Below are 21,300 nucleotides of genomic sequence, written 5' to 3'. Positions count from 1 at the left end.
GGCCTGGGTGCTGCCATCGTCGGCGCGAGTGCGGCCGGCCGCCATGTCGGCATCCGACACATCCGACACGGCCGCGCTCCTGTTGAGGCGGGACGTTACTGAACGGTAGCTAGGGCTGGAAGTCCTCTGTGAAAAACTGCATCGGCCGATGCGTGGAGGTGTCCGGGCGGCGGTCGTACCGCGCAGTGCCGCGCTCGACGCCGGTGGTCACCGGCCCCCAACCCGGCGGCGGGGGCCGGTCGTGGGCGTCAGTGCGCGGCGGGCTCGACCAGCTCGACGAGCACGCCGCCGGCGTCCTTCGGGTGGACGAAGTTGACCCGGGAGTTCGACGTGCCGCGCTTCGGGGTGTCGTAGAGCAGCTTCACGCCCCGCTCGCGCAGCGCCGCACAGGCGGCGTCGATGTCGGCGACCGTGTACGCCACCTGCTGCACGCCCGGCCCCTTGCGGTCCAGGAACTTCGCGATGGTCGACTCGGGCGTCAGCGGGGCCAGCAGTTGCAGGCAGCCGCCCTCGGTGGTCGGGCCGACGGCCAGCATCGCCTCGCGGACGCCCTGCTCGGCGTTGGTCTCGGTGTGCACACAGCGCATCCCGAAGGTGCGCTGGTAGAAGTCGATCGCGGCGTCCAGGTCGGCCACGGCGACCCCGACGTGGTCGATGCGGAGCAGGCCGATGCCTGTGACATAGTCGGCAGCGGTCTCGGCGGGGGAGTTCTCAGCCATGGCGCTAGTCTGACCGAACAATCGTTAAGGCGTACAGGTCGGCACCCCCTCGGAGGCAGGTTATGGCTTCGGTGATCGTCAGCGGCGCGCGGACCCCCATGGGGCGCCTGCTGGGCAACCTCAAGGACCTCTCCGCGACCAGGCTCGGTGGCGTGGCGATCAAGGCGGCGCTGGAGCGCGCCGGCGTCGCCCCCGAGCAGGTCCAGTACGTGATCATGGGTCAGGTGCTCCAGGCCGGTGCCGGGCAGATCCCGGCCCGCCAGGCGGCGGTCGAGGCGGGCATCCCGATGTCCGTGCCGGCCCTGACCATCAACAAGGTCTGCCTCTCCGGCCTGGACGCGATCGCCCTGGCCGACCAGCTCATCCGGGCCGGCGAGTTCGACATCGTGGTGGCCGGCGGCATGGAGTCGATGACCAACGCCCCGCACCTGCTGCTCGGTCAGCGCGGCGGCTACAAGTACGGCGACGTCGTGGTCAAGGACCACATGGCGCTGGACGGGCTCACCGACGCCTGGGACTGCTGCTCGATGGGCGAGTCGACCGAGCGGCTCGGCGCGAAGCACGGCATCAGCCGCGAGGAGCAGGACGCGTTCGCCGCGGCCAGCCACCAGCGGGCCGCCGCCGCGCAGAAGAACGGGCACTTCGCCGACGAGATCACCCCGGTGGTCATCCCGCAGCGCAAGGGCGACCCGCTGGTGATCAGCGAGGACGAGGGCATCCGCCCGGACACCACCGTCGAGGTGCTGGCCAAGCTGCGGCCCTCGTTCACCAAGGACGGCACGATCACCGCCGGCACCTCCTCGCCGATCTCCGACGGCGCCGCCGCCGTGGTCGTGATGAGCAAGGCCAAGGCCAAGGAGCTGGGCCTGACCTGGCTGGCCGAGATCGGCGCGCACGGCAACGTGGCGGGGCCGGACAACTCCCTGCACTCGCAGCCGTCCAACGCCATCCAGCACGCCCTGAAGAAGGGCGGGCTGAGCGTCTCCGACCTCGACCTCATCGAGATCAACGAGGCGTTCGCCCAGGTCGGCATCCAGTCCACCCGTGACCTCGGCATCAGCCCGGACAAGGTCAACGTCAACGGCGGCGCGATCGCGCTGGGCCACCCGATCGGCATGTCCGGCGCCCGGCTGGTGCTCACCCTGGCCCTGGAGCTCAAGCGCCGGGGCGGCGGCACCGGCGCGGCCGCGCTCTGCGGTGGCGGCGGCCAGGGCGACGCACTGGTCATCCACGTCCCGGCCCCCGGCGAGAGCGGTCAGTGAGCGCGGCGCACCGCTGATCCGGTAGCCGCCGACAAACGAAGGCAGTGCAGTGAGCGGGAGGAGTGACCCGGTCTTGCGAGCCCCGCAGCCGCGAACAGAGGCAGCACAGTGAGCGGGAGGAGTGAGCCGGTCTTGCGAGCCCCGCAGTCGCGAACAGAGGCAGTGCAGTGAGCGAGATCGTCGACGACGTGCCGGCGGCGGGCGCACCCCCGGTGCGCCGCAGCCGGGACGTGCCGATGCTGGTCGAGCGGGCCCGCGCGGGGGATCCCCGCGCGGTGGCCCGGCTGATCACCCTGGTCGAGTCGGGCGACGAGACGCTGCCGCGGATCGCGGCGGCGCTCGCGCCGTACGCCGGGCAGGCCCAGGTGGTCGGCCTGACCGGATCGCCCGGGGTGGGCAAGTCCACCACCACGAACGAGCTGGTCCGGGCGCTGCGCGCCCGGGGGCACCGGGTCGGCGTGCTGGCGATCGACCCGTCCAGCCCGTTCACGGGCGGGGCGATCCTCGGCGACCGGGTCCGGATGCAGGACCACGCGACCGACCCGGGCGTCTACATCCGCTCGATGTCCAGCCGGGGGCACCTCGGCGGGCTGTCGGCGGCCACGCCGCAGGCGGTCCGCGTGTTGGAGGGCGCCGGCTGCGACGTGGTGCTGGTGGAGACCGTCGGCGTCGGGCAGGCCGAGGTGGAGGTCGCCTCGCTGGCCGACACCACGCTGGTGCTGCTCGCCCCGGGCATGGGCGACGCGATCCAGGCGGTCAAGGCGGGCATCCTGGAGATCGCCGATGTCTTCGTGGTCAACAAGGCCGACCGGGACGGCGCCGACGCCACCTACCGCGACATCCAGGGCATGATCGCCCTGGGCGAGCGCGGCCCGGGCGACTGGCGGCCGCAGGTGGTCCGTGCGATCGCCGCGCGGGGCGAGGGGATCGACGACATCGCCGCCGCCATCGACAAGCACCGGGGCTGGCTGGTCGAGCACGGCGAGCTGCGCCGCCGCCAGGAGGCGCGGGCCGCCGCCGAGATCGAGGCGATCGCGCTGGGCGCGCTCCGCGCCCGGATCGGCTCCCTGCGCGACGGTACGGAGCTGCCGGCGCTCGCCGCGAAGGTGGCCGAGGGTGCCCTCGACCCGTACGCGGCGGCCGACGAGCTGCTCGCCCAGCTCGGCTCCTGAGGCGTCCCCTCCGGTACCCGCCGACCTAGTACGCTCGCACCGCTCCACGGACCCGTGGGGCGGTGCGCGGCGAGTGGGGGGACGATGGGCGACGAGGCGACCCAGGAGCTGTCGGTGACGCCGGACGCGGTGGCGGGCGGGAGCACGCACGTCTCCGACGAGGTGGTGGAGAAGATCGCGGTGGCCGCCACCCGGTCGGTGCCCGGGGTGGCCGAGCTGGGCGGCGACGTGGCCCGGTTCTTCAACGCGGTGCTCGACAAGGTCGGGCTGGACCAGGTCGGCGACGCCCGGCGGGGCTGCTCGGCCCACGTCACGAACGGCGCGGCCGTGGTCAACCTCGTCATCGTGATCGAGGCGGGTCGGCCGGTGCCGCAGGTGACCGACGCCGTCCGGGCGAAGGTGACCGAGGCGGTCGAGGCGTACGGGCTGCGGGTCGACGAGATCAACATCCGGGTCGACGACGTGACGCTGGGGGAGCCCGCCGCGCCGACCGCCTGACTGGTACGGGCAGCTCAGGTTACCAGCCGGTACGAGTATCCTTAGCGATCGTTCAGGCTGGGCTCTACACTCGACGTGCAGGTCGAGGACTCGAGGAGGAGCCCCGCGGATGAACGCCGACGAGATCGCAGCCGGACGGGCACGCTGGCAGGCCCGCTACGACGCCGCGCGCAAGCGGGACGCCGACTTCACCACGCTCTCCGGGATGGCCGTCGACCCGGTCTACGGGCCGCCGGAGGGCGTCGCCCACCCGGGCTTCGAGCGGATCGGCTGGCCGGGCGAGTACCCGTACACCCGGGGCCTGTACCCGACCGGCTACCGCGGGCGGACCTGGACCATCCGGCAGTTCGCCGGCTTCGGCAACGCCCGGCAGACCAACGAGCGCTACAAGATGATCCTCGGCGCGGGCGGCGGCGGCCTCTCGGTCGCCTTCGACATGCCCACCCTCATGGGCCGGGACTCGGACGACCCGCAGTCGCTCGGCGAGGTGGGCCACTGCGGCGTCGCGGTGGACAGCGCCGCCGACATGGAGACGCTCTTCGACGGCATCGACCTGGCCGGCGTGACCACCTCGATGACCATCTCCGGGCCGGCCGTGCCCGTGTTCTGCATGTACCTGGTGGCCGCCGAGCGGCAGGGCGCCGACCTGTCCCGGCTGGACGGCACGCTCCAGACCGACATCTTCAAGGAGTACATCGCGCAGAAGGAGTGGCTCTTCGACCCGGAGCCGCACCTGCGCCTGATCGGCGACCTGATGGAGTACTGCGCCCGGGAGATCCCGCGCTACAAGCCGCTCTCGGTCTCCGGCTACCACATCCGGGAGGCCGGTGCGACGGCCGCGCAGGAGTTGGCGTACACGCTCGCCGACGGGTTCGGCTACGTCGAGCTGGGGCTCTCGCGCGGGCTGGACGTCAACGTCTTCGCCCCGGGCCTGAGCTTCTTCTTCGACTCGCACGTCGACTTCTTCGAGGAGATCGCCAAGTTCCGGGCCGCCCGCCGGATCTGGGCCCGCTGGCTGCGCGACGTCTACGGCGCGACCAGCGAGAAGGCGCTCTGGCTACGGTTCCACACCCAGACCGCCGGGGTGTCGCTGACCGCCCAGCAGCCGGTCAACAACGTCGTACGGACGGCCGTCGAGGCGCTCGCCGCGGTGCTCGGCGGGACCAACTCCCTGCACACCAACGCGCTGGACGAGACCCTCGCGCTGCCCACCGACGAGTCCGCCGAGATCGCCCTGCGTACGCAGCAGGTGCTGATGGAGGAGACCGGGGTGACCAACGTGGCCGACCCGCTCGGCGGGTCGTGGTACGTGGAGGCGCTCACCGACAAGATCGAGGCCGAGGCGGAGGCGATCTTCGCCCGGATCCGGCAGCTCGGCGGGGAGGGCCCGCACCAGATCGGCCCGATGACCTCCGGCATCCTGCGCGGCATCGAGGACGGCTGGTTCACCGGCCACATCGCCGAGTCGGCCTTCGTCTACCAGCAGGCGCTGGAGAAGGGCGACAAGAAGATCGTCGGCGTCAACTGCCACACCGGCACGGTCGCCAAGGACCTGGAGATCCTGCGCATCTCGCACGAGGTGGAACTGGAGCAGCGCCGGGTGCTGGCCGAGCGCAAGGCCGGCCGGGACGACTCGGCCGTCAAGGCGGCCATCGAGCGGATGGTCGCGGTCGGCCGGACCGACGGGAACATGATCCCGGCCATGCTGGACGCCGTCCGCGCCGAGGCCACCCTCGGCGAGATCTGCGACGCCCTCCGCGCCGAGTGGGGCGTCTACCGCGAACCCGCCCGCTTCTGACCCCCACCCCCTTACCCCTCCGCGATCTTGCACTTTCCGCCCTGGCAAAAGCCGCATAGGCCGTGTATCGGGGGCCGAAAGCGCAAGATCGCGGAGGGCTGGGTGGGTGGGCGGGAGCAGGCGTGACAGTTGCAACTGTCGCCGTCGCGGTTGATCTGAGTTCGGCGGGTCGCGTGCGAGACTAGGTAACCATGAGCGACCCACGGATCACCTCGTCGATCTTCACCCGCGGCGCGGTCGACCTCAGCGCGCTGCGCACCCCCGCACCGGCCCCCGCCCGCCCCACCGCCCCCGCCCAGCCCGGCCCCTCTGGCGGCCTGCCCGGCACCGCCGGCGGCGGCGTCAGCGTCATCGACGTCAGCGAGGCGACATTCCAGTCTGAGGTTCTCGAACGCTCGCTCACCACACCGGTGATCGTGGACTTCTGGGCCGAGTGGTGCGAGCCGTGCAAGCAGCTCTCGCCGGTGCTGGAGCGGTTGGCCGCGGAGGGCGGCGGCGCCTGGGTGCTCGCCAAGGTCGACGTGGACGCCAACCCGCGGATCGCCCAGATGTTCCGGGTGCAGGGCATCCCGATGGTCTACGCGGTGGTCGGCGGCCAGCCGATCGACGCCTTCTCGGGCGTGGTGCCCGAGGCGCAGCTGCGGCAGTGGATCCAGGCGGTGCTCAAGGCCGGTGGCGTGACCGTCGCCGAGCCGGAGGACCCGCGCCTCGACGAGGCCGACGACGCCCTGATGAGCGGCGACCTGGACGCGGCCGAGCGCGCGTACAAGAAGATCCTCGCCGAGTCCCCGGCGGACGCCGCGGCGGAGGCGGGCCTCGCCCAGGTCGGGCTGGCCCGCCGGGTGGCGGGGGCAGACCCCGGCGCGGCGATCGCCGCCGCCCAGGCCAACCCCGACGACGTCGAGGCCCAACTCCTGGCCGCCGACATCGAGGTGCTCAGCGGTCAGGCCGAGGCGGCGTACGCCCGCCTGGTGGGCCTGGTCCGCCGCACCGCCGGCGACGACCGCGAGAAGGTACGCCAGCACCTGGTCGGCCTCTTCGCGGTCGCCGGGCCGGAGGACCCGGCGGTCGCCTCGGCCCGCCGGGCGTTGGCCAGCGCCCTGTTCTGAGCACGTAGCACGCCAGCGCGGGCCGGCGTTCCGGCCGGCCCGCCCGACACCTGAGGACGGGAGCCCATGATGCGCCGGATCGCCGTCCTCGACGCGCCCAGCAACCTCGGCCTGCGCCCACCCACGCCCACCTCGGTGCCGGGCTGCGCCAAGGCCCCGGGCGCGCTGCGCGACCAGGGGCTGCTCGCCCGGCTGCGGGCCCGGGACGCCGGCTGCCTCACCCCGCCCCGCTACGACCCCGGCGACTGGCGACCCGGCGACGGGGTCTGCCACGCCCGGGAGATCGCCGACTACTCGGCGGCGCTCGCCGAGCGGATCGGCGCCATCATCGACCGCGGGGAGTTCCCGCTGGTCCTCGGGGGCGACTGCTCGGTCCTGCTCGGCTCGGCGCTGGCCATGCACCGGCTCGGCGAGGCGGTCGGCGGCCGCATCGGGCTGGTCTTCGTCGACGGCCACTCCGACTTCCGGCACCCCGGCAACGCCTCCTACGTGGGCGCGGCGGCGGGGGAGGACCTCGCCCTGGTCACCGGGCGAGGGCAGGCCGACCTGGCCGCCATCGAGGGGCGCCGGCCGTACTTCCGGGACATCGACGTGGTGGTGCTCGGCATCCGCGCGCAGGACGAGTACCGCCTGGACCTCCAGGCCGCCGGGATCACCACCCGTCCGGTGCCGGCGCTGCGCGCCGAGGGCGCGGCACGTACCGCCCAGTGGGCGCACGAGCAGCTCGCCGACTGCGCCGGCTACTGGGTGCACATCGACGTGGACGTGCTGGACCCGGCGGTGATGCCGGCCGTGGACGCCCCCGACCCGGGTGGCATCGCCTTCGCCGAGCTGGAGATCCTGCTCGCCGGGCTGGTCGACACCCCGCACTGCCTCGGCGTCGAGCTGACCGTCTTCGACCCCGACTACGACCCGGACGGCGCGTACGCGGCCGAGATCGTCAACACCGTGGTGGCCGGGCTGCGCCCCGTCTCCGCCCCGGGCGCGTTGCCGCCCCGGCTGCTGCCGGACTCGTCGGCGGCTACCGCCCCCACGGTCCGCGCCTCGTCGGCCGGCAGCTCCTCGGTAGGTGCCTCGCCGGCCGGCAACTCGTCGGTCCGCGCCTTGTCGGTACCCTCGGCCCGGCGGGGCAACGGCCGTCCCGAGCCCCCGACCATGCCCTCGCCCGTTCCCGCTGCTGCCGCCGTCCCCGCCCCCGAGGACGACGATGACGACCGTGACCCGGGCGGCGGCGTCGAGGACGCTCCGCCGGCTCTTCTCGGCCCGGTCGGCCCGATTGCTGCGGTCGGTCCGGTCGATGCGGTCGGGGCGGTCGCCCCGGTGGCCGACGGCACCGGTCCCGGTCCCGGTCTGGGTCCCGGCCTGGCCGCGCCGGAACCGGTCGGTCCGCCCGCCTCCGCCGGGCCTGGCCTGTTGCGCCGGGCGCCGCTCGCGGGCCTGGGCCCGGAGGATTCGTCGCCCGCGACCGACGACGGCACCTCGCCGTCCACCGCCGGCATCGCCTGACGGCCGTCGGGGTCTCCGACAGGGCCGGTCCGATCGGTTCGTCCGACTCATCCGACTCATCCGGCTCGGTCGATCCCGGGCGGCCCGGTCGTGCGTCCGGCCCCCGGCGGCGTCGGCCTCTGGCACCCGGCGGCTTGCCCAGGCCGCGTGCGCTGGTGCTGGGCAGCCGAGCTGCACGTCTGCGTGCCCAGCTTCGCCCGGCCCGGGCTGGCTCGGGAGTGCCGGTGGAACCTCATGGCTGTCACCGTCGACGTTTGACGTCCATGAGGTTCCACCCGTGGTGCCTGCCGGAGCTGGTCGGTGTCGGTCCCGGACCGTGTCCGTGGCTGCCCCGTCTGTGGGGGCAGCTCGACAGCGTCGAGCCGGCGGGCGGCGCCGCGGTCCGCGTCACCCGGCCCGGTCCGCGTCACCCGGCCCGGTCGGGTGCGACCCGTGGTGGGGCTGGCGCGCGCGGGGCGCGTCAGCGGGCCAGGGCGCGCAGGAAACGCTCGGCGGCGGGGACGGCGGTGGCGGTGCTGGCGCCGCCCTGCTCGACGAAGACCGCGAACGCGACGTCGCCCTGCCAGCCGACGAACCAGGCGTGCGTGTGCGCCGGGTTGTTGTCGTACTCGGCGGTGCCGGTCTTGCCGTGCACCGGCGCGCCCGGCACGTCCTTCAGCGCGGTGCCGGAGCCCGCCGTCACCACCTCGCGCATCATCTCCTTGACGGCCTCGACCGACTCCGGCTTGAGCTGCGGGCCGGGGGCGGCGGGCTGCGCCGGGGCCGGGTCAAGCACGAGTTTCGGCTGTTCGAAGCGCCCCCGGGCGACCGCCGCGGTGGCGGACGCCATGGCCAGCGGGCTGACGACCGTGGTGCCCTGTCCGATCGCGGCGGCGGCCTGCTCGGTCGCGCCGCCGTTCGCGGAGACCTTGCCGGTGAAGGCGTCGAGGCCGACGTCCCACTGCCCCTCCAGCCCGAGCGACCGGCCGGCGACGGCCAGCCCGTCGGGGCCGAGCTTCGGCGCCAGCGCCGCGAACGCCGTGTTGCAGGACTTGGCGAAGTCGGTGCGGAACGGCACCGCCCCCAGCTCGAAGTTGTCGGAGTTCTTGAACGGCCGGCCGTCCACCGTGAACGTCTTCGGGCAGGCCACCGTCGTGTCCGGCGTAACCGCGCCGAGGTCGAGCAGGCCGAGCGCGCTGACCATCTTGAAGGTGGAGCCCGGCGGGACCTGGGCGGTGAAGGCCAGGTTTTCCCCGGCCGCGCCGGGACCGTTGGCGGCGGCGAGCACGGCACCGTCGCTGATCCGCACCGCCACCAGCGCCGCCCGGCGCTTCTCGGCGCGCAGGGCGGCGTCGGCCGCGTTCTGGGTGGCCACGTCGAGCGTGGTCTTCAGCGGCTGCCCCGGCTGCGGCTCGCGGCGGAACACCTCGGTGCCGGTGGGGACCAGCGTGCCGTCCGGGCCGGGGCGCTCGGTGATCACGGTCAGCCCGGGCGCGCCGCGCAGCCGTTCGTCGTAGCGGCCCTGGAGGCCGCCGTGGCCGACCAGGTCGCCGGCCGCGTACCGGTCGGGGTGCTTCGCGAGGTCGTCGGCCTGGGCCGGGTCGACCGAGCCGAGCACCGCCCGGGCGAACTCGCGGGTGGGCGCGAGGTCGAGCTTGTCGCTGCGGAACTTGGTGCCCGGCAGGTCGTAGATGCGGGCCTTGATCTGCCGGTACGCCTCCTCCCGCAGGGTGACCACCTCGACGAACGCGCCCGGGTCGGCGTCGGCGAGCCGCTTGGGCAGGCCGGAGAGGTCCACCGGCGGGGTGATCGCCGGCCGGATCGCCCGGAAGGCCGCGTCCAGCTTCCGGGTCAGGCCCGCCACGTCGGTGACCTCGCTCGGTTGCAGCCCCACCCGCACCACGGGCCGGGGCGCCACGATCGGCTGGCCGGCGGCGTCGAGCACCGCGGCCCGGGGGCCGGAGTCCCGACGCAGCCCGAGCCGGTCGCCCCGGCTGAGCTGCTCCTGCACCAGCTGCGGCTCCCAGATCACCCGCCACTCGTCGTCGCCGCCGCGGCTGAGCCGCACCTGCCGGTCGTACGCCCAGCGGGTCTGACCCGGGAGGCTCCACTCGACTGTGACCACCGCCGTCGCGACGTCCGCGGTGATCTTCGCGTCGCCCTGGCGGGTCAGCGCCGGCGGCGTGGCCGCCAGCTCGCCGGAGAGCTCCTTGATCTCGCGGGACACGTCGGCGGCCGGCACCTTCGCGCCCGCCGGGTCCACGAACCCGACGGCCTGGAGGTCGCCGGAACGCCAGCCGGCCAGGAACGCGTCGACGCTGCGCTCCGGCCCGTCGTTGTCCGAGCAGGCGGTGAGCGCGCCGGCCGCGAGCGCGGTCACGGCGAGCAGCGCGAGCGACGGGCGGAGCCGGTTGCGAGGGTGACGGCTGGGGTACGAGGGGTGCATGGAGCAGTCCTCCGATCTCGGAACTGCCGTCACGCTAGTACGGCCGCGCCGTCCGTATCGTCCCGAGGCGGCTGCGACGTGCGCAAAGACGGGCCTGCGACGGGGTGATGAACAACCGGTGGCGGGGTAACCCCCGACCGGCCAACCTCGTATCCGCAACGGGTGAAAGGACAGAGTCCGGAACCGGACGTCCGCACCGTGGTCCGCCGACGAAGGCGCGGAACGGCAGGCCTAGGCTGGGCGGCAGAGTGACCCACAACGCGGTGGGTCGAGGGGAGTGGCACCGATGGACCGGCGTCCGGCGATCAAACCGGGACCCGACCTCCGGCAGGATGACACCAGCCGGGACGACAGCTTCGATTCGGCAACCGACGGGGACGGCTTCGACCGGCCCGACACAGGGGTGACCGGGATGACCGGTACGAGTATCGACACCATCTACGACCTGGGCCTGCCCGCTGACGCGCTGGCCGACGACGTGGAGGACAACGAGCTCGACGAGCCGGTACCCAACGCGGAGCGCCTGGTGGCCCAGGCCGTGGCGCTCGCCGGCGACGACCACGACGTGGCGACCCTGGTCAGCCGCTTCTGGCGGTTCGCGCCGGACGAGGAGCTGATCGGCTTCACCGCCGAGGAGATGCTCGACGCGGCGCGCGCGCACCGGGACCTGGCCCAGCAGCGGGTGCCGGGCGAGTTGAAGCTCCGCATCCACGAGCCCGACGCCGACCAGCACCACACGGTCATCGAGATCGTGACCGACGACATGCCCTTCCTGGTCGACTCGGTGACCGCCCTGCTCAACGCGCGCCACCTGGACGTGCACCTGCTGGTGCACCCGCTGGTGGTGGTGCGGCGCGAGCCGCTGGGCCGGCTGATCGAGGTCTCCGCCGACGTCGAGCCCGACGACGCGATCGCCGGCGACCTGGTCGAGAGCTGGATGCACGTCGAGATCGACCCGGTCCGGGACGCCGCCGAACGGGAGAAGCTGCGCCGCGAGCTCCAGCGCGTGCTGACCGACGTGCGGGAGGCGGTCGAGGACTGGCCGAAGATGCGCCAGCGGGCGCTCGCCCTCGCCGACGAGCTGGCCACCGCACGCACGTCGGACAACCGGCCGCCGGTGCCGGAGAAGGACATCACCGACTCGGTGGAGTTGCTCCGCTGGCTCGCCCACGACCATTTCACGTTCCTCGGCTACCGGGAGTACCGCCTGGCCGACGCCGGCGACGGGGGGCAGGCGCTGGAGGCCGTGCTCGGCACCGGGCTGGGCATCCTGCGCCAGGACTCCCCGGAGGCCCGGCCGCTGTCGTCGATGACGCCGGAGGCGCACGACAAGGTCACCGAGAAGCGCCTGCTGATCATCACCAAGGCGAACTCGCGGGCGACCGTGCACCGCTCCGCCTACCTCGACTACATCGGCTTCAAGATCTTCAACGAGGCCGGCGAGGTGGTCGGCGAGCGGCGCTTCCTGGGCCTGTTCTCCACGGCCGCGTACCGCACCAGCGTGCGCGAGCTGCCGGTGGTCCGCCGCAAGGTGGCCGAGGTGCTGGACCGCTCCGGCCTGAGCCAGCGCAGCCACTCCGGCAAGGACCTGCTGCAGATCCTGGAGACCTACCCGCGCGACGAGCTGTTCCAGATCAAGACCGACGACCTCTACCACGCGGTGATCGGCGTGCTGCGGATGGCCGGTCGCCGGCAGCTGCGGGTGTTCCTGCGCCGGGACGCGTACGGGCGGTTCATCTCCTGCCTGATCTACCTGCCCCGGGACCGGTTCACGACGCAGAACCGGCTGCGCATGCAGGACATCCTGCTCCGCGAGCTGCACGGCGTCGGGGTCGACTACACGACCCGGGTCACCGAGTCGATGCTCGCCCGGGTGCACTTCACCGTCCGGACCGACCCGACCAAGCCCCCGAGCGACATCGACGCCGACCTGCTCGCCGAGGAGCTGGCCGACGCCACCCGGCTGTGGGACGACGACTACCGGCTGGTGTTGGAGCGCAAGCTCGGCGACGAGCAGGCCAAGCACCTGTTCAGCCGGTACGCCGACGCCTTCCCGGAGGGCTACAAGGACGGCCACACGCCGTACGAGGCGATGAAGGACCTGGCCAAGCTGGAGCTGCTGGAGGAGCCCGGCCAGCTGGAGATGCACCTGTTCCGCAAGCAGGCCGCGCCGCGGGCCGGCGGGCGGGGCCCGGACGTCGACGAGGCGATGGACGTCCGCTTCAAGGTCTACCGGTACGGCGAGCCGATGATGCTCTCCGCCGTGCTGCCGGTGCTGCACTCCCTCGGCGTCCGGGTGGTCGACGAGCACCCGTACGAGGTGGACCGGATCGACGGCCGCGTCTACCTCTACGACTTCGGGCTGCGGCTGCCGGAGGGGCACCAGGAGCTGGCCGAGGTGCGCCCGCACGTGGAGAACGCCTTCGCGGCGGCGTGGCGGGGCGAGGCCGAGGTCGACGGCTTCAACGAGCTGGTGCTGCGTAGCGGCCTCACCTGGCGGCAGGTGGTGGTGCTGCGGGCGTACGCGAAGTACCTGCGCCAGACCGGCGCGGTCTTCTCGCAGGAGTACATGGAGTCGACCTTCATCGCGTACCCGAGGATCGTCGCGCTGCTGGTGGAGCTCTTCGAGGTCCGGTTCGCGCCGGGCGCGACGGGTCACGAGGAGCGGGAGCGGCGCAGCGAGAAGCTGGTCGCGGAGATCCGGGGCGCGCTGGACGACGTCGTCAGCCTCGACCAGGACCGGATCCTGCGGGCCTACCTGACGCTGATCCAGGCCACCCTGCGCACCAGCTTCTACCAGAAGCGCGAGGACGGGCGGCCGAAGTCGTACGTGGCGTTCAAGCTGGACCCGCAGGCGATTCCGGACCTGCCGGCGCCCCGGCCGAAGTTCGAGGTCTTCGTGTACTCGCCGCGCTTCGAGGGCGTGCACCTGCGGTTCGGGCCGGTGGCCCGGGGCGGGCTGCGCTGGTCCGACCGCCGGGAGGACTTCCGCACCGAGGTGCTCGGCCTGGTCAAGGCGCAGATGGTGAAGAACGCCGTGATCGTGCCGGTCGGCGCGAAGGGCGGCTTCGTGCTCAAGCAGAAGCCGGGGGACCGCGACGAGGCGGTCGTCTGCTACAAGGAGTTCATCTCGGCGCTGCTGGACGTCGCGGACAACATCGTCAGCGGCGAGATCGTGCCACCGGAGGACGTGGTCCGGCACGACGGCGACGACCCGTACATGGTGGTCGCGGCGGACAAGGGCACGGCGACGTTCTCGGACATCGCCAACGAGATCTCCACGGCGCACAACTTCTGGCTCGGCGACGCGTTCGCCTCCGGCGGCTCCGCCGGGTACGACCACAAGAAGATGGGCATCACCGCCCGGGGCGCCTGGGAGTCGGTGAAGCGGCACTTCCGCGAGATGGGCCACGACACCCAGACCCAGGACTTCACCGTCGTGGGCGTGGGCGACATGTCCGGCGACGTGTTCGGCAACGGGATGCTGTTGTCGGAGCACATCCGGCTGGTGGCCGCGTTCGACCACCGGCACATCTTCCTCGACCCGGACCCGGACGCCGCCACCTCGTACGCCGAGCGGAAGCGGTTGTTCGAGCTGCCCCGCTCGTCGTGGGAGGACTACAACCGGGAGCTGATCTCGGCCGGCGGCGGTGTTTACCCGCGTACCGCCAAGTCGGTGCCGATCTCGCCGCAGGTCCGCGAGCGGCTCGGCCTGGACGCCGAGGTGGAGCAGCTCTCGCCGCAGGAGCTGATGAAGGCGATCCTGACCGCGCCGGTCGACCTGTTCTGGAACGGCGGCATCGGCACGTACGTGAAGGCCTCTAGCCAGACCAACGCGGAGGTGGGCGACAAGTCCAACGACGCGATCCGGGTGGACGGCCGGAACCTGCGCTGCCGGGTGGCCGGCGAGGGCGGCAACCTGGGCTGGACCCAGCTCGGCCGGATCGAGTACGCCCAGACCGGCGGCCGGATCTACACGGACTTCATCGACAACGCGGCCGGGGTGGACTGCTCCGACCACGAGGTGAACATCAAGATCCTGCTGAACACGGCGGTCGCCGACGGCGCGCTGACCCTCCCCGAGCGGGACGAGCTGCTCGCCGACATGACCGACGAGGTCGCCGAGCTGGTGCTGCGGGACAACTACGACCAGGCCCGGGCGATCAACAACGCGCAGGCGCAGGCCGCCTCGCTGCTGCCGGTGCACCGGCGGATGATCACCGAGCTGGAGCGTTCCGGGGCGCTGGACCGGTCCCTGGAGGCGCTGCCGCCGGACGACGAGCTGGCGGTGCGGACCGAGTCCGGGCTGACCGCGCCGGAGTTCGCGGTGCTGCTGGCGTACGTCAAGATCGTCCTGGAGACCGAGATCCTCGCCGAGGGGCTCGCGGACGAGGAGTGGACGACCGAGGTCCTGGTCAACTACTTCCCGACGCCGATGCGCGAGCGGTTCGCCGACCGGATGGGCCAGCACCGGCTGCGCCGGGACATCGTGACCACCGTCCTGGTCAACGAGGCGATCAACCGGGGCGGCATCACGTTCGTCTTCCGGGTGGTCGAGGAGACGGCCGCCTCGGCGGCGGACGTGATCCGGGCGTACGTGGTGGTCCGCGAGGTGTTCGGGCTGCGCGAGCTGTGGGACGCCGTGGAGGCCCTGGACAACAAGGTCGACCCGGAGCTGCAGACGAGCGTCTACCTGGACACCCGGCGGCTGCTGGACCGGGCGGTGCGGTGGCTGGTGACCAACCGCCGCTCGCCGATCGACGTGCCGGCGGAGATCGCCCGGTTGCGCGACGGCGTGGCCCGGCTCCTGCCCGACCTCGAGGAGCGCTTCTACGGCAGCGAGCGGGAGTCGCTGGCGGCCCACATCGACTCGCTGACCGAGCGAGGGCTGCCGCGCGACCTGGCCGAGCAGACGACCCGGCTGATGTACAGCTTCGGCCTGCTCGACGTGGTGGAGACGGCGGCGAGCAGCGGGCGCGACGTCGGCGAGGTGGCCTCGGTCTACTTCGTGCTCTCCGACCGCTTCCGGGTCGACTCGCTGCTGTCGAAGATCTCCCTGCTGCCGCGGGAGGACCGTTGGCAGACGCTCGCCCGGATGGCGCTGCGTTACGACCTGTACGCCGCGCTGGCCGCGCTGACCGCCGAGGTGCTCGACTCCACCCCCGGCACCCTGCCGCCGCAGGAGCGGGTGCAGGAATGGGAGCAGTCGAACGCCACGTCGATCCACCGGGCCGAGCGGGCGATGGGGGAGTTCGACGAGTCCCGGGCGGACCTCGCCGCCCTGTCGGTGCTGCTGCGCCAGATCCGCACCCTGGTGCGGACCTCCGCCGCCGCCTGACGCCGGACACGCCACGCGGTCCGGCCGGTCGGTTCCCCGACCGGCCGGACCGCGTCGTCGTCTTCCAGGGTGTGCCCCGTTTCGCTGCCGTGCCGCGGGACCGGCGGCCACGACGTGGCGGATGCCGCCGCCACCGCCCGGCCGGGACCGTGCGCCCGCCGGCTGTGGGGCCTGGATCAGGCGGTCATGGAGGCGAAGACGACCACGTTGTCCGGGTAGCTGCGCGCCGCCTCGTCGAAGACGCCGCCGCAGGTGACCACCCGCAGGCCGGGCCGGTCGTTGGGGCCGTAGACCTGCTCCGTCGGGAACTCGGTCTTCGGGTACGCCTTCACCGACTCGACCGTGAACGTGACCCGTTGCCCGTCCTCGCGGGTGACGATGATCGTGTCACCGGGTTGCAGGGCGCCGAGGGAGAAGAAGACCGCCGGCCCGATCTTCGCCGAGTCGACGTGCCCGACGATGACCGCGTTGCCGACCTCCCCCGGGCTGGGCCCCGGCTCGTACCAGCCGGCGCGCTGCGCCTGCTCCAGCGGGGGCACCTGGACGGTGCCGTCCGGGTTGGTGCCGAGCGACATGATCGAGGCGTCGACCCCGATCCGGGGGATGCTGATCGTGGTGGGGGCGGAACGGGTCAGCCCCGTGGCGGCCCCGGCGACGTCCGGGTCCGCGCCGTCGCGCCCCGGCCCGGAGGTGGCCGGTCCGGCCTGCGCCAGGGGCTGCGGCGGGCGGGGGGCGGGGGCGGTCATGACCGACGCGCCGATCATGCCGGTGCCCACCATGGCGAGCAGGACGATGGCGGCCGCGCCGGCGGCGCGCCACGGTTTCCCGTGACGGCCGCCGGCCCGTCTCGCCGTCATGTCAGACCAGCGACTCATCGGTCCGACGCCGACGCATCAGCACCAGGCCGCCCAGGGTGGCCGCGCCGAGCAGGCTGGCCCCACCGGCGGCCAGGCCCCGGTCGGTCCCGGCGCCGGCACCGCCGTCGCCGCCGTCGACCCCGCCGCGCGGCAGGACGACGAGTTCACCCTCGCCGCACGAGCCCTTGAGCTCGTAGCGGCCCGGCTTGGCGTCCTCGGAGACCTCGGCCTCGCCGTAGTAGACGAAGTCACGCTTGTGCTCCCAGCGGTCCTTGTCGTCCTTCCGGGACTCCTCGTCGGACCAGTCCTTCTTCTCGTGGTCCTTCTTCCAGTCGCCCTCGTCCGAGCCGTATCCCTCGTGGTCCTTGCGGTCCTCCTCGCGGCCGCTGTCGCCACGGTCCGAGCCCCAGCTGTCCTCGCCGTACTTGTCGTGGTCCTTGCGGTCCTCGCCCTCGCGGCCGCTGTCGCCCCGCTCGTCCGAGCCGTACTTGTCGTGGTCCTTGCGGTCCTCGCCCTTGCGGTCCTCGCCCTCGCGGCCACCCTCGGCGTCCTGGCCGTGCTCGTAGCCCTTCCAGTCGCCCTCGTCGGCGGCGCCGCCGCCCTGGCCGTAGCTGTTCGACGGCTGCGGCTTGGCGGTCTCGTCCTTGCCTTCGTGGTCCTTGCCCTTGTCGTGCTCCTTGCCCTTGTCGTGCTCCTTGCCCTTGTCGTGCTCCTTGCCCTTGTCGTGCTCCTTGCCCTTGTCGTGCTCCTTGCCTTCGTGCTCCTTGCCCTTGTCGTGCTCCTTGCCCTCGTGGTCCTTGCCCTTGTCGTGGTCGCCGGAACCCTCCTCCCCGCGCCAGTCGTCGCGGTCCTCGGCCGGCTTGAGCTTGACCTTGCCCGTGACCTTGGACCACACGTAGGCGTGCTCCTGGCGCTCCGAGCAGACCTCGAGCAGCTTGACCGTTTCGCCCGCCTTGACGACGTGGGGCTTGGCGTAGACCTTGCCCTCGTCGTGGTGGCCGTCCGCGAACGCGATACCCGGCGTGAACACGAGCAGGGAGGCACCACCGAGGGCAGCGCCCGCAACGACCTTCCCGAGCATCTTGTTTGCCATGACCTGCGTCACTCCATCCCTGTTGTCCTCGGCTCGGTGGCAACCGAGCTACGAACGACGTTAGACCGTTTCATGAGTTATGCAGGGAAAGATTCGTGTTTTAACCTATGTTGGGCATGCGGACGACAGGCGTGGTATGCCCGGTTTCGAGTGCTATGCGGCTTTCTCGCCCCGGGGCGGCAACCGGGTGTCGAACAAGCGGACCGCCGTGTGGCTCGACCGGATCGCCGCCATCAACGGGACCGCGGACAGCAGCTCCAACGGCGCGACGGGCGTCCGGGACCACAGGGCGACGCGAAGTGCACCGGCCCGCGAATCGTCGACATCATCGAGATCGACCCGCCGCCGAATCTGGTGACCGGCACCTCCGGCCATCCCGGCGGCACCGCCATGAGCGACACGGTCAAGGCCAACGGCGCCTACGTCAAACGGCATCGGGTACGCCCTGGCGAAGCTGGCTGCGATCGGCAACGCCCACAACCACATCGACGCCGCCCAGCACGGCTGGATCGGCTGGGACAGCAACATCGGCCCGACCGCCGACATGCCGAAGAGCGCCGCGGTCGCCTGTGGCAGCACCGTGGACAAGGTGCGGCTTCATCGGCCAACCACTCGGCCCTGCGGGAGCCGTACGTCAGGTCGCCGACACGGTGAACGGCCGGACCGTGCGCTAGTCAGGGCATCGACTGGAGTCAGGGCATCGACGAGCTGTCGTTCGCCCAGGCGTTACGAGCTGGTCCAGGTGGGCTTGGACGCCGACATCGGCATGCTGGCCTGGTGCAACGAGTCCGGGCCCTGCCGGACTCCCCGATCTCGGGGGACTGGTTCCCCGCGCAGTTCACGCGGCTCCTGCGGGACGCGTACCGCCGCTCTCCTGACACCGGCGCCCACCCGCCGCTGGCAGTGGGTGAGGCGCTCCGGCGGGGTTCCCCGGCCCGACCGCTCGATGGTCGAGCCGGGGGCATCACGTACGGAGGTCAGGGGACCGTCCTCTCGATCGCCGCCCGGCCCAGCTCGGCCAGGTCCCGGCGGGCCCGCTCGATGTTCTCCGGCGTCAGGTCCTGGCCCCGGGCCGCCACCAGGTCCTCCGGCTCCCAGGGCTGCTCCGCGCCGGTGCGGATGTTGTCCGGCGCCGCCCCCGTGCCGGTGCCGGTGGCCCCGGTGCCGGCGGCGTACGGGTCACCGATCAGCTGGTCGGTCGGCGCGCCGCCCCGTGGCTGGTCACCGGGCTCCGCGAACGACGGAGTGTCCCGGTCGGCGCCGCCGCCGGTCATCAGCTGGGGGATGCCGGTGTCGTCCTCGACCGCCGCGGCCACCTCGGGGCTCTCCTCCAGCGGTCGGTCACGGTCACGATCCGTCATGTGGCTGCCCTCCTGCCGGCAGGTGGTTCCTGATCCTCCCGGCGTACCCCGCGTGGCGGCGCCCATGCCCGGATGCGGGCCGGGCGGTTCAGCGCGTCTCGTCGGGGGTCTCCGGCCCGCTCGGCCGGGTTGCGCCACTGCCGCAGCAGCACCAACACGCCGAACACAGGCATGCCGAGACCGGCCGAGAGGTTGATCCGGACACCCTGCGCCTTCTGGGCACGCGATCGGCGCGGGGCGGCCGGCACGGGCGCACCGCCGGGCGCCCCTCGGGCCGGTCCGACCGGGGGCGCCCGTGGGAGCGGTCAGCGGCCGAGCACGCGGTCGAGGAAGTCGCGGTAGTGGCGGACCGCCATCCGCAACTGCTCGGTGTCGGCCGAGCCGGCGTCCTGCCAGCCGCCCAGCTTGTTCTTCTGCGCGGACAGCGCCGAGGCGAGCGCCTGGATCGCCTCGTCGACCAGCGACTGCGCCTCCCCGGCCGCCGCGCGGGGGTCGTCCACGAACCGCAGCTGGACGTCCCGCCAGCGGTCCCGGAAACCCTGCGCCGCCGTGGGGTCGAAGAGCGTGGCCGGCTCGGCGGCGACGGTCGAACCCGCCGGCCGGGACGTCCCGGCCGACTCCAGCGAGCCGGCGGCGGCACCCGTGCGCCCGGCCGACGCGTGCTCGGCGTCGGGGTCGACCATGGCGGGGGTGGCGCTGCCGTACCCGGGCCCGCCGGCCGCGGCGGTCTCCGCGTCGCCCGTCCAGCCGGACAGGTCGGTCCGGCGCTCGGGGCCACCGTCGGCGGCGTCCGGCGGCAGCACGGTCGTGCCGCCCCGTGACCCGCCGCGCTCGTCGGGTCGGCCCTCGCCGCGCTCACCGGCACCGCGGAACTCGGCGGTCGGGTCGGCCCGGCGCCCCTCCCGGGCGCCGTCCACGGCCCCGTCGCCCGGCCGCGCGGTCGACTCCGTACGCGGGTCGACCTCGTCCTCGGGGCGGGGGCTGGCCAGGGCGGACGCGGCCACCGCGTCGCCGACGGTGGTGGCGCCGAAGGCCGTCGGCAGCGGACCCGGCTCGTGGAACTCCGGCCGACCGCCGTCGGCGTCCCGGCCGCCGGAGCGCGCCGCGCCGGCGCCCCGGTCGCGGGACCGTGTCGCGTCGGCGTCCCGATCGCCGGACCGCTCGTCGTCGGCCGTCCCGCGGCGCGGAGCGCGCTCGCCGGCGACGGCCGGGTCGTCGAACGTGCCCCGGTCGTCGAGGGCGTCCTCGGGCACCTCGGCGCGGCCGGCCTGGTCGCCGGGTGGCGGCACCGGCACCGGCGTGGAGCGGACGGCCTCGGGGTGCTCGTTGCCCACCCGCTGCTCTTCCTGTCGCATCGCGGTCTCCTCAGCGGCTCGTGACGTCGTGCTGGCTGTCCGGACTGCGCTGCTCGGGCGGCCGGTGCCCGACCGGCTCCTGGCCGAGCAGGTCGGCGAAGAGGGCGCGGTAGTGGACGACGGCCTGGCGGAGCTCCTCGGTGCTGGCCTCGCCGCGCGAGTTGCGCAGGTGGATCTCGTGGGCGTCGCGGTAGTGGCCCAGCGTGCGGGCGTGTTCCACCGAGAGGTGGGCGATCTGGTCGGAGAAGTCGCCGGTCGGGTAGCCCCGTTCGGCGATGAGCCGGGTGACCAGTTCGTCCGCGTCGCCCACGGTCTCGGCCGGGGAGTCCACGAAGCGGACCTGGATCTCCTCCCAGGCGGCGGCGTACCGGGCGCGGGACTCGGGGGCGAGGGGGGTGAGCGTGAGCCCGGCGTGGCGGCGCTCCCGCTCGCGCAGCTCCCGCTCGGCTGCGGTACGGCTGTCCCGTTCGGCGACGGCGCGGTCGTACTCGGGACCGAACCGCGACCGCAGCGCCCGACGGCGGGCGTACGACCGGGCGGCCACGGCCAGCGCCGCGACCACCAGCACGACGAGAACTATGACGATTACCTGCGTGGGCGACATGGCTCCTCCTTCGGTCAGTGGTATTCCCTCCGCTCCGTGATCGCCAATCCCGTTCCGCGGCACTTTCCTGACGAACCCGACCGGGCGGCATTCCCCGTACCGGCATGACGAGTCGCACAGCGTGATCGCCCCCAAAAACTTGACTCATTCCAGAAAAGGGGCTTGGGTGGGGTGATGCCGGTCGAGACCGACGTCGAACGCCT

General features: G+C 73.0%; 13 protein-coding genes and 2 pseudogenes. 8 read left to right on the top strand and 7 right to left on the bottom strand.

The window, feature by feature from the left end:
- Positions 1-248 precede the first annotated feature (248 nt).
- Positions 249-719, bottom strand: a complete 471-nt coding sequence (gene mce, locus ACZ6Q9_RS04300) for a methylmalonyl-CoA epimerase (RefSeq protein WP_393260958.1) — start codon at positions 717-719, stop codon at positions 249-251.
- A gap of 62 nt (positions 720-781) precedes the next feature.
- Here mce and ACZ6Q9_RS04295 point away from each other — a divergent pair, with 62 nt between their 5' ends.
- The 6 genes and pseudogenes from ACZ6Q9_RS04295 to ACZ6Q9_RS04270 all read left to right on the top strand — a co-directional run.
- Positions 782-1,981: an acetyl-CoA C-acetyltransferase gene (locus ACZ6Q9_RS04295; RefSeq protein ID WP_393260956.1), complete on the top strand. Its 1,200-nt coding sequence runs from the start codon at positions 782-784 to the stop codon at positions 1,979-1,981.
- Between the two features lie 236 nt (positions 1,982-2,217).
- Entirely contained in the window at positions 2,218-3,153 is a 936-nt protein-coding gene (gene meaB, locus ACZ6Q9_RS04290; protein WP_393261655.1) for a methylmalonyl Co-A mutase-associated GTPase MeaB, read from the top strand.
- Positions 3,154-3,237: 84 nt separating this feature from the next.
- Positions 3,238-3,651 carry an Asp23/Gls24 family envelope stress response protein gene (locus ACZ6Q9_RS04285; RefSeq protein ID WP_357699960.1) on the top strand — a complete coding sequence of 138 codons (414 nt, stop codon included), beginning with the start codon at positions 3,238-3,240 and terminating at the stop codon, positions 3,649-3,651.
- A gap of 109 nt (positions 3,652-3,760) precedes the next feature.
- Positions 3,761-5,449 (top strand): acyl-CoA mutase large subunit family protein, encoded by a 1,689-nt coding sequence (locus ACZ6Q9_RS04280; protein WP_393260954.1) that lies wholly within the window; start codon positions 3,761-3,763, stop codon positions 5,447-5,449.
- 191 nt (positions 5,450-5,640) lie between these two features.
- Positions 5,641-6,558, top strand: coding sequence for a tetratricopeptide repeat protein (locus tag ACZ6Q9_RS04275; protein WP_393260951.1), 918 nt, complete (start codon positions 5,641-5,643; stop codon positions 6,556-6,558).
- 66 nt (positions 6,559-6,624) lie between these two features.
- Positions 6,625-7,878, top strand: a pseudogene (locus ACZ6Q9_RS04270) (arginase family protein); the annotation flags it as partial.
- A 646-nt stretch (positions 7,879-8,524) separates the two neighbouring features.
- Here ACZ6Q9_RS04270 and ACZ6Q9_RS04265 read toward each other — a convergent pair.
- Complete coding sequence (locus ACZ6Q9_RS04265) at positions 8,525-10,489, bottom strand: penicillin-binding transpeptidase domain-containing protein (RefSeq protein WP_396827724.1); 1,965 nt, start codon at positions 10,487-10,489, stop codon at positions 8,525-8,527.
- 286 nt (positions 10,490-10,775) lie between these two features.
- Between ACZ6Q9_RS04265 and ACZ6Q9_RS04260 the strand changes: the two genes are divergently transcribed.
- Positions 10,776-15,827 carry an NAD-glutamate dehydrogenase gene (locus ACZ6Q9_RS04260; RefSeq protein ID WP_396827722.1) on the top strand — a complete coding sequence of 1,684 codons (5,052 nt, stop codon included), beginning with the start codon at positions 10,776-10,778 and terminating at the stop codon, positions 15,825-15,827.
- Positions 15,828-16,003: 176 nt separating this feature from the next.
- Here ACZ6Q9_RS04260 and ACZ6Q9_RS04255 read toward each other — a convergent pair whose 3' ends face one another.
- Complete coding sequence (locus ACZ6Q9_RS04255; protein WP_393260940.1) at positions 16,004-16,684, bottom strand: class F sortase; 681 nt, start codon at positions 16,682-16,684, stop codon at positions 16,004-16,006.
- Position 16,685: 1 nt separating this feature from the next.
- Entirely contained in the window at positions 16,686-17,777 is a 1,092-nt protein-coding gene (locus ACZ6Q9_RS04250; protein WP_396827720.1) for a hypothetical protein, read from the bottom strand.
- Positions 17,778-18,210: 433 nt separating this feature from the next.
- Here ACZ6Q9_RS04250 and ACZ6Q9_RS04245 point away from each other — a divergent pair.
- Positions 18,211-18,282: pseudogene (locus ACZ6Q9_RS04245) on the top strand (hypothetical protein); the annotation flags it as partial.
- A gap of 472 nt (positions 18,283-18,754) precedes the next feature.
- Here ACZ6Q9_RS04245 and ACZ6Q9_RS04240 read toward each other — a convergent pair.
- From ACZ6Q9_RS04240 to ACZ6Q9_RS04230, 3 genes are all read right to left on the bottom strand, one after another.
- Entirely contained in the window at positions 18,755-19,138 is a 384-nt protein-coding gene (locus ACZ6Q9_RS04240; RefSeq protein ID WP_393260937.1) for a hypothetical protein, read from the bottom strand.
- Positions 19,139-19,443: 305 nt separating this feature from the next.
- Positions 19,444-20,493 (bottom strand): hypothetical protein, encoded by a 1,050-nt coding sequence (locus ACZ6Q9_RS04235; protein ID WP_396827718.1) that lies wholly within the window; start codon positions 20,491-20,493, stop codon positions 19,444-19,446.
- Between the two features lie 10 nt (positions 20,494-20,503).
- Positions 20,504-21,097 carry a hypothetical protein gene (locus tag ACZ6Q9_RS04230; RefSeq protein ID WP_393260932.1) on the bottom strand — a complete coding sequence of 198 codons (594 nt, stop codon included), beginning with the start codon at positions 21,095-21,097 and terminating at the stop codon, positions 20,504-20,506.
- Between the last annotated feature and the right edge of the window lie 203 nt (positions 21,098-21,300).

The organism is Micromonospora sp. NPDC049139, from assembly GCF_055586845.1.
The sequence above is the reverse complement of the archived record's forward strand: the minus strand, read 5'-3'. Positions and strand labels throughout refer to the sequence as shown.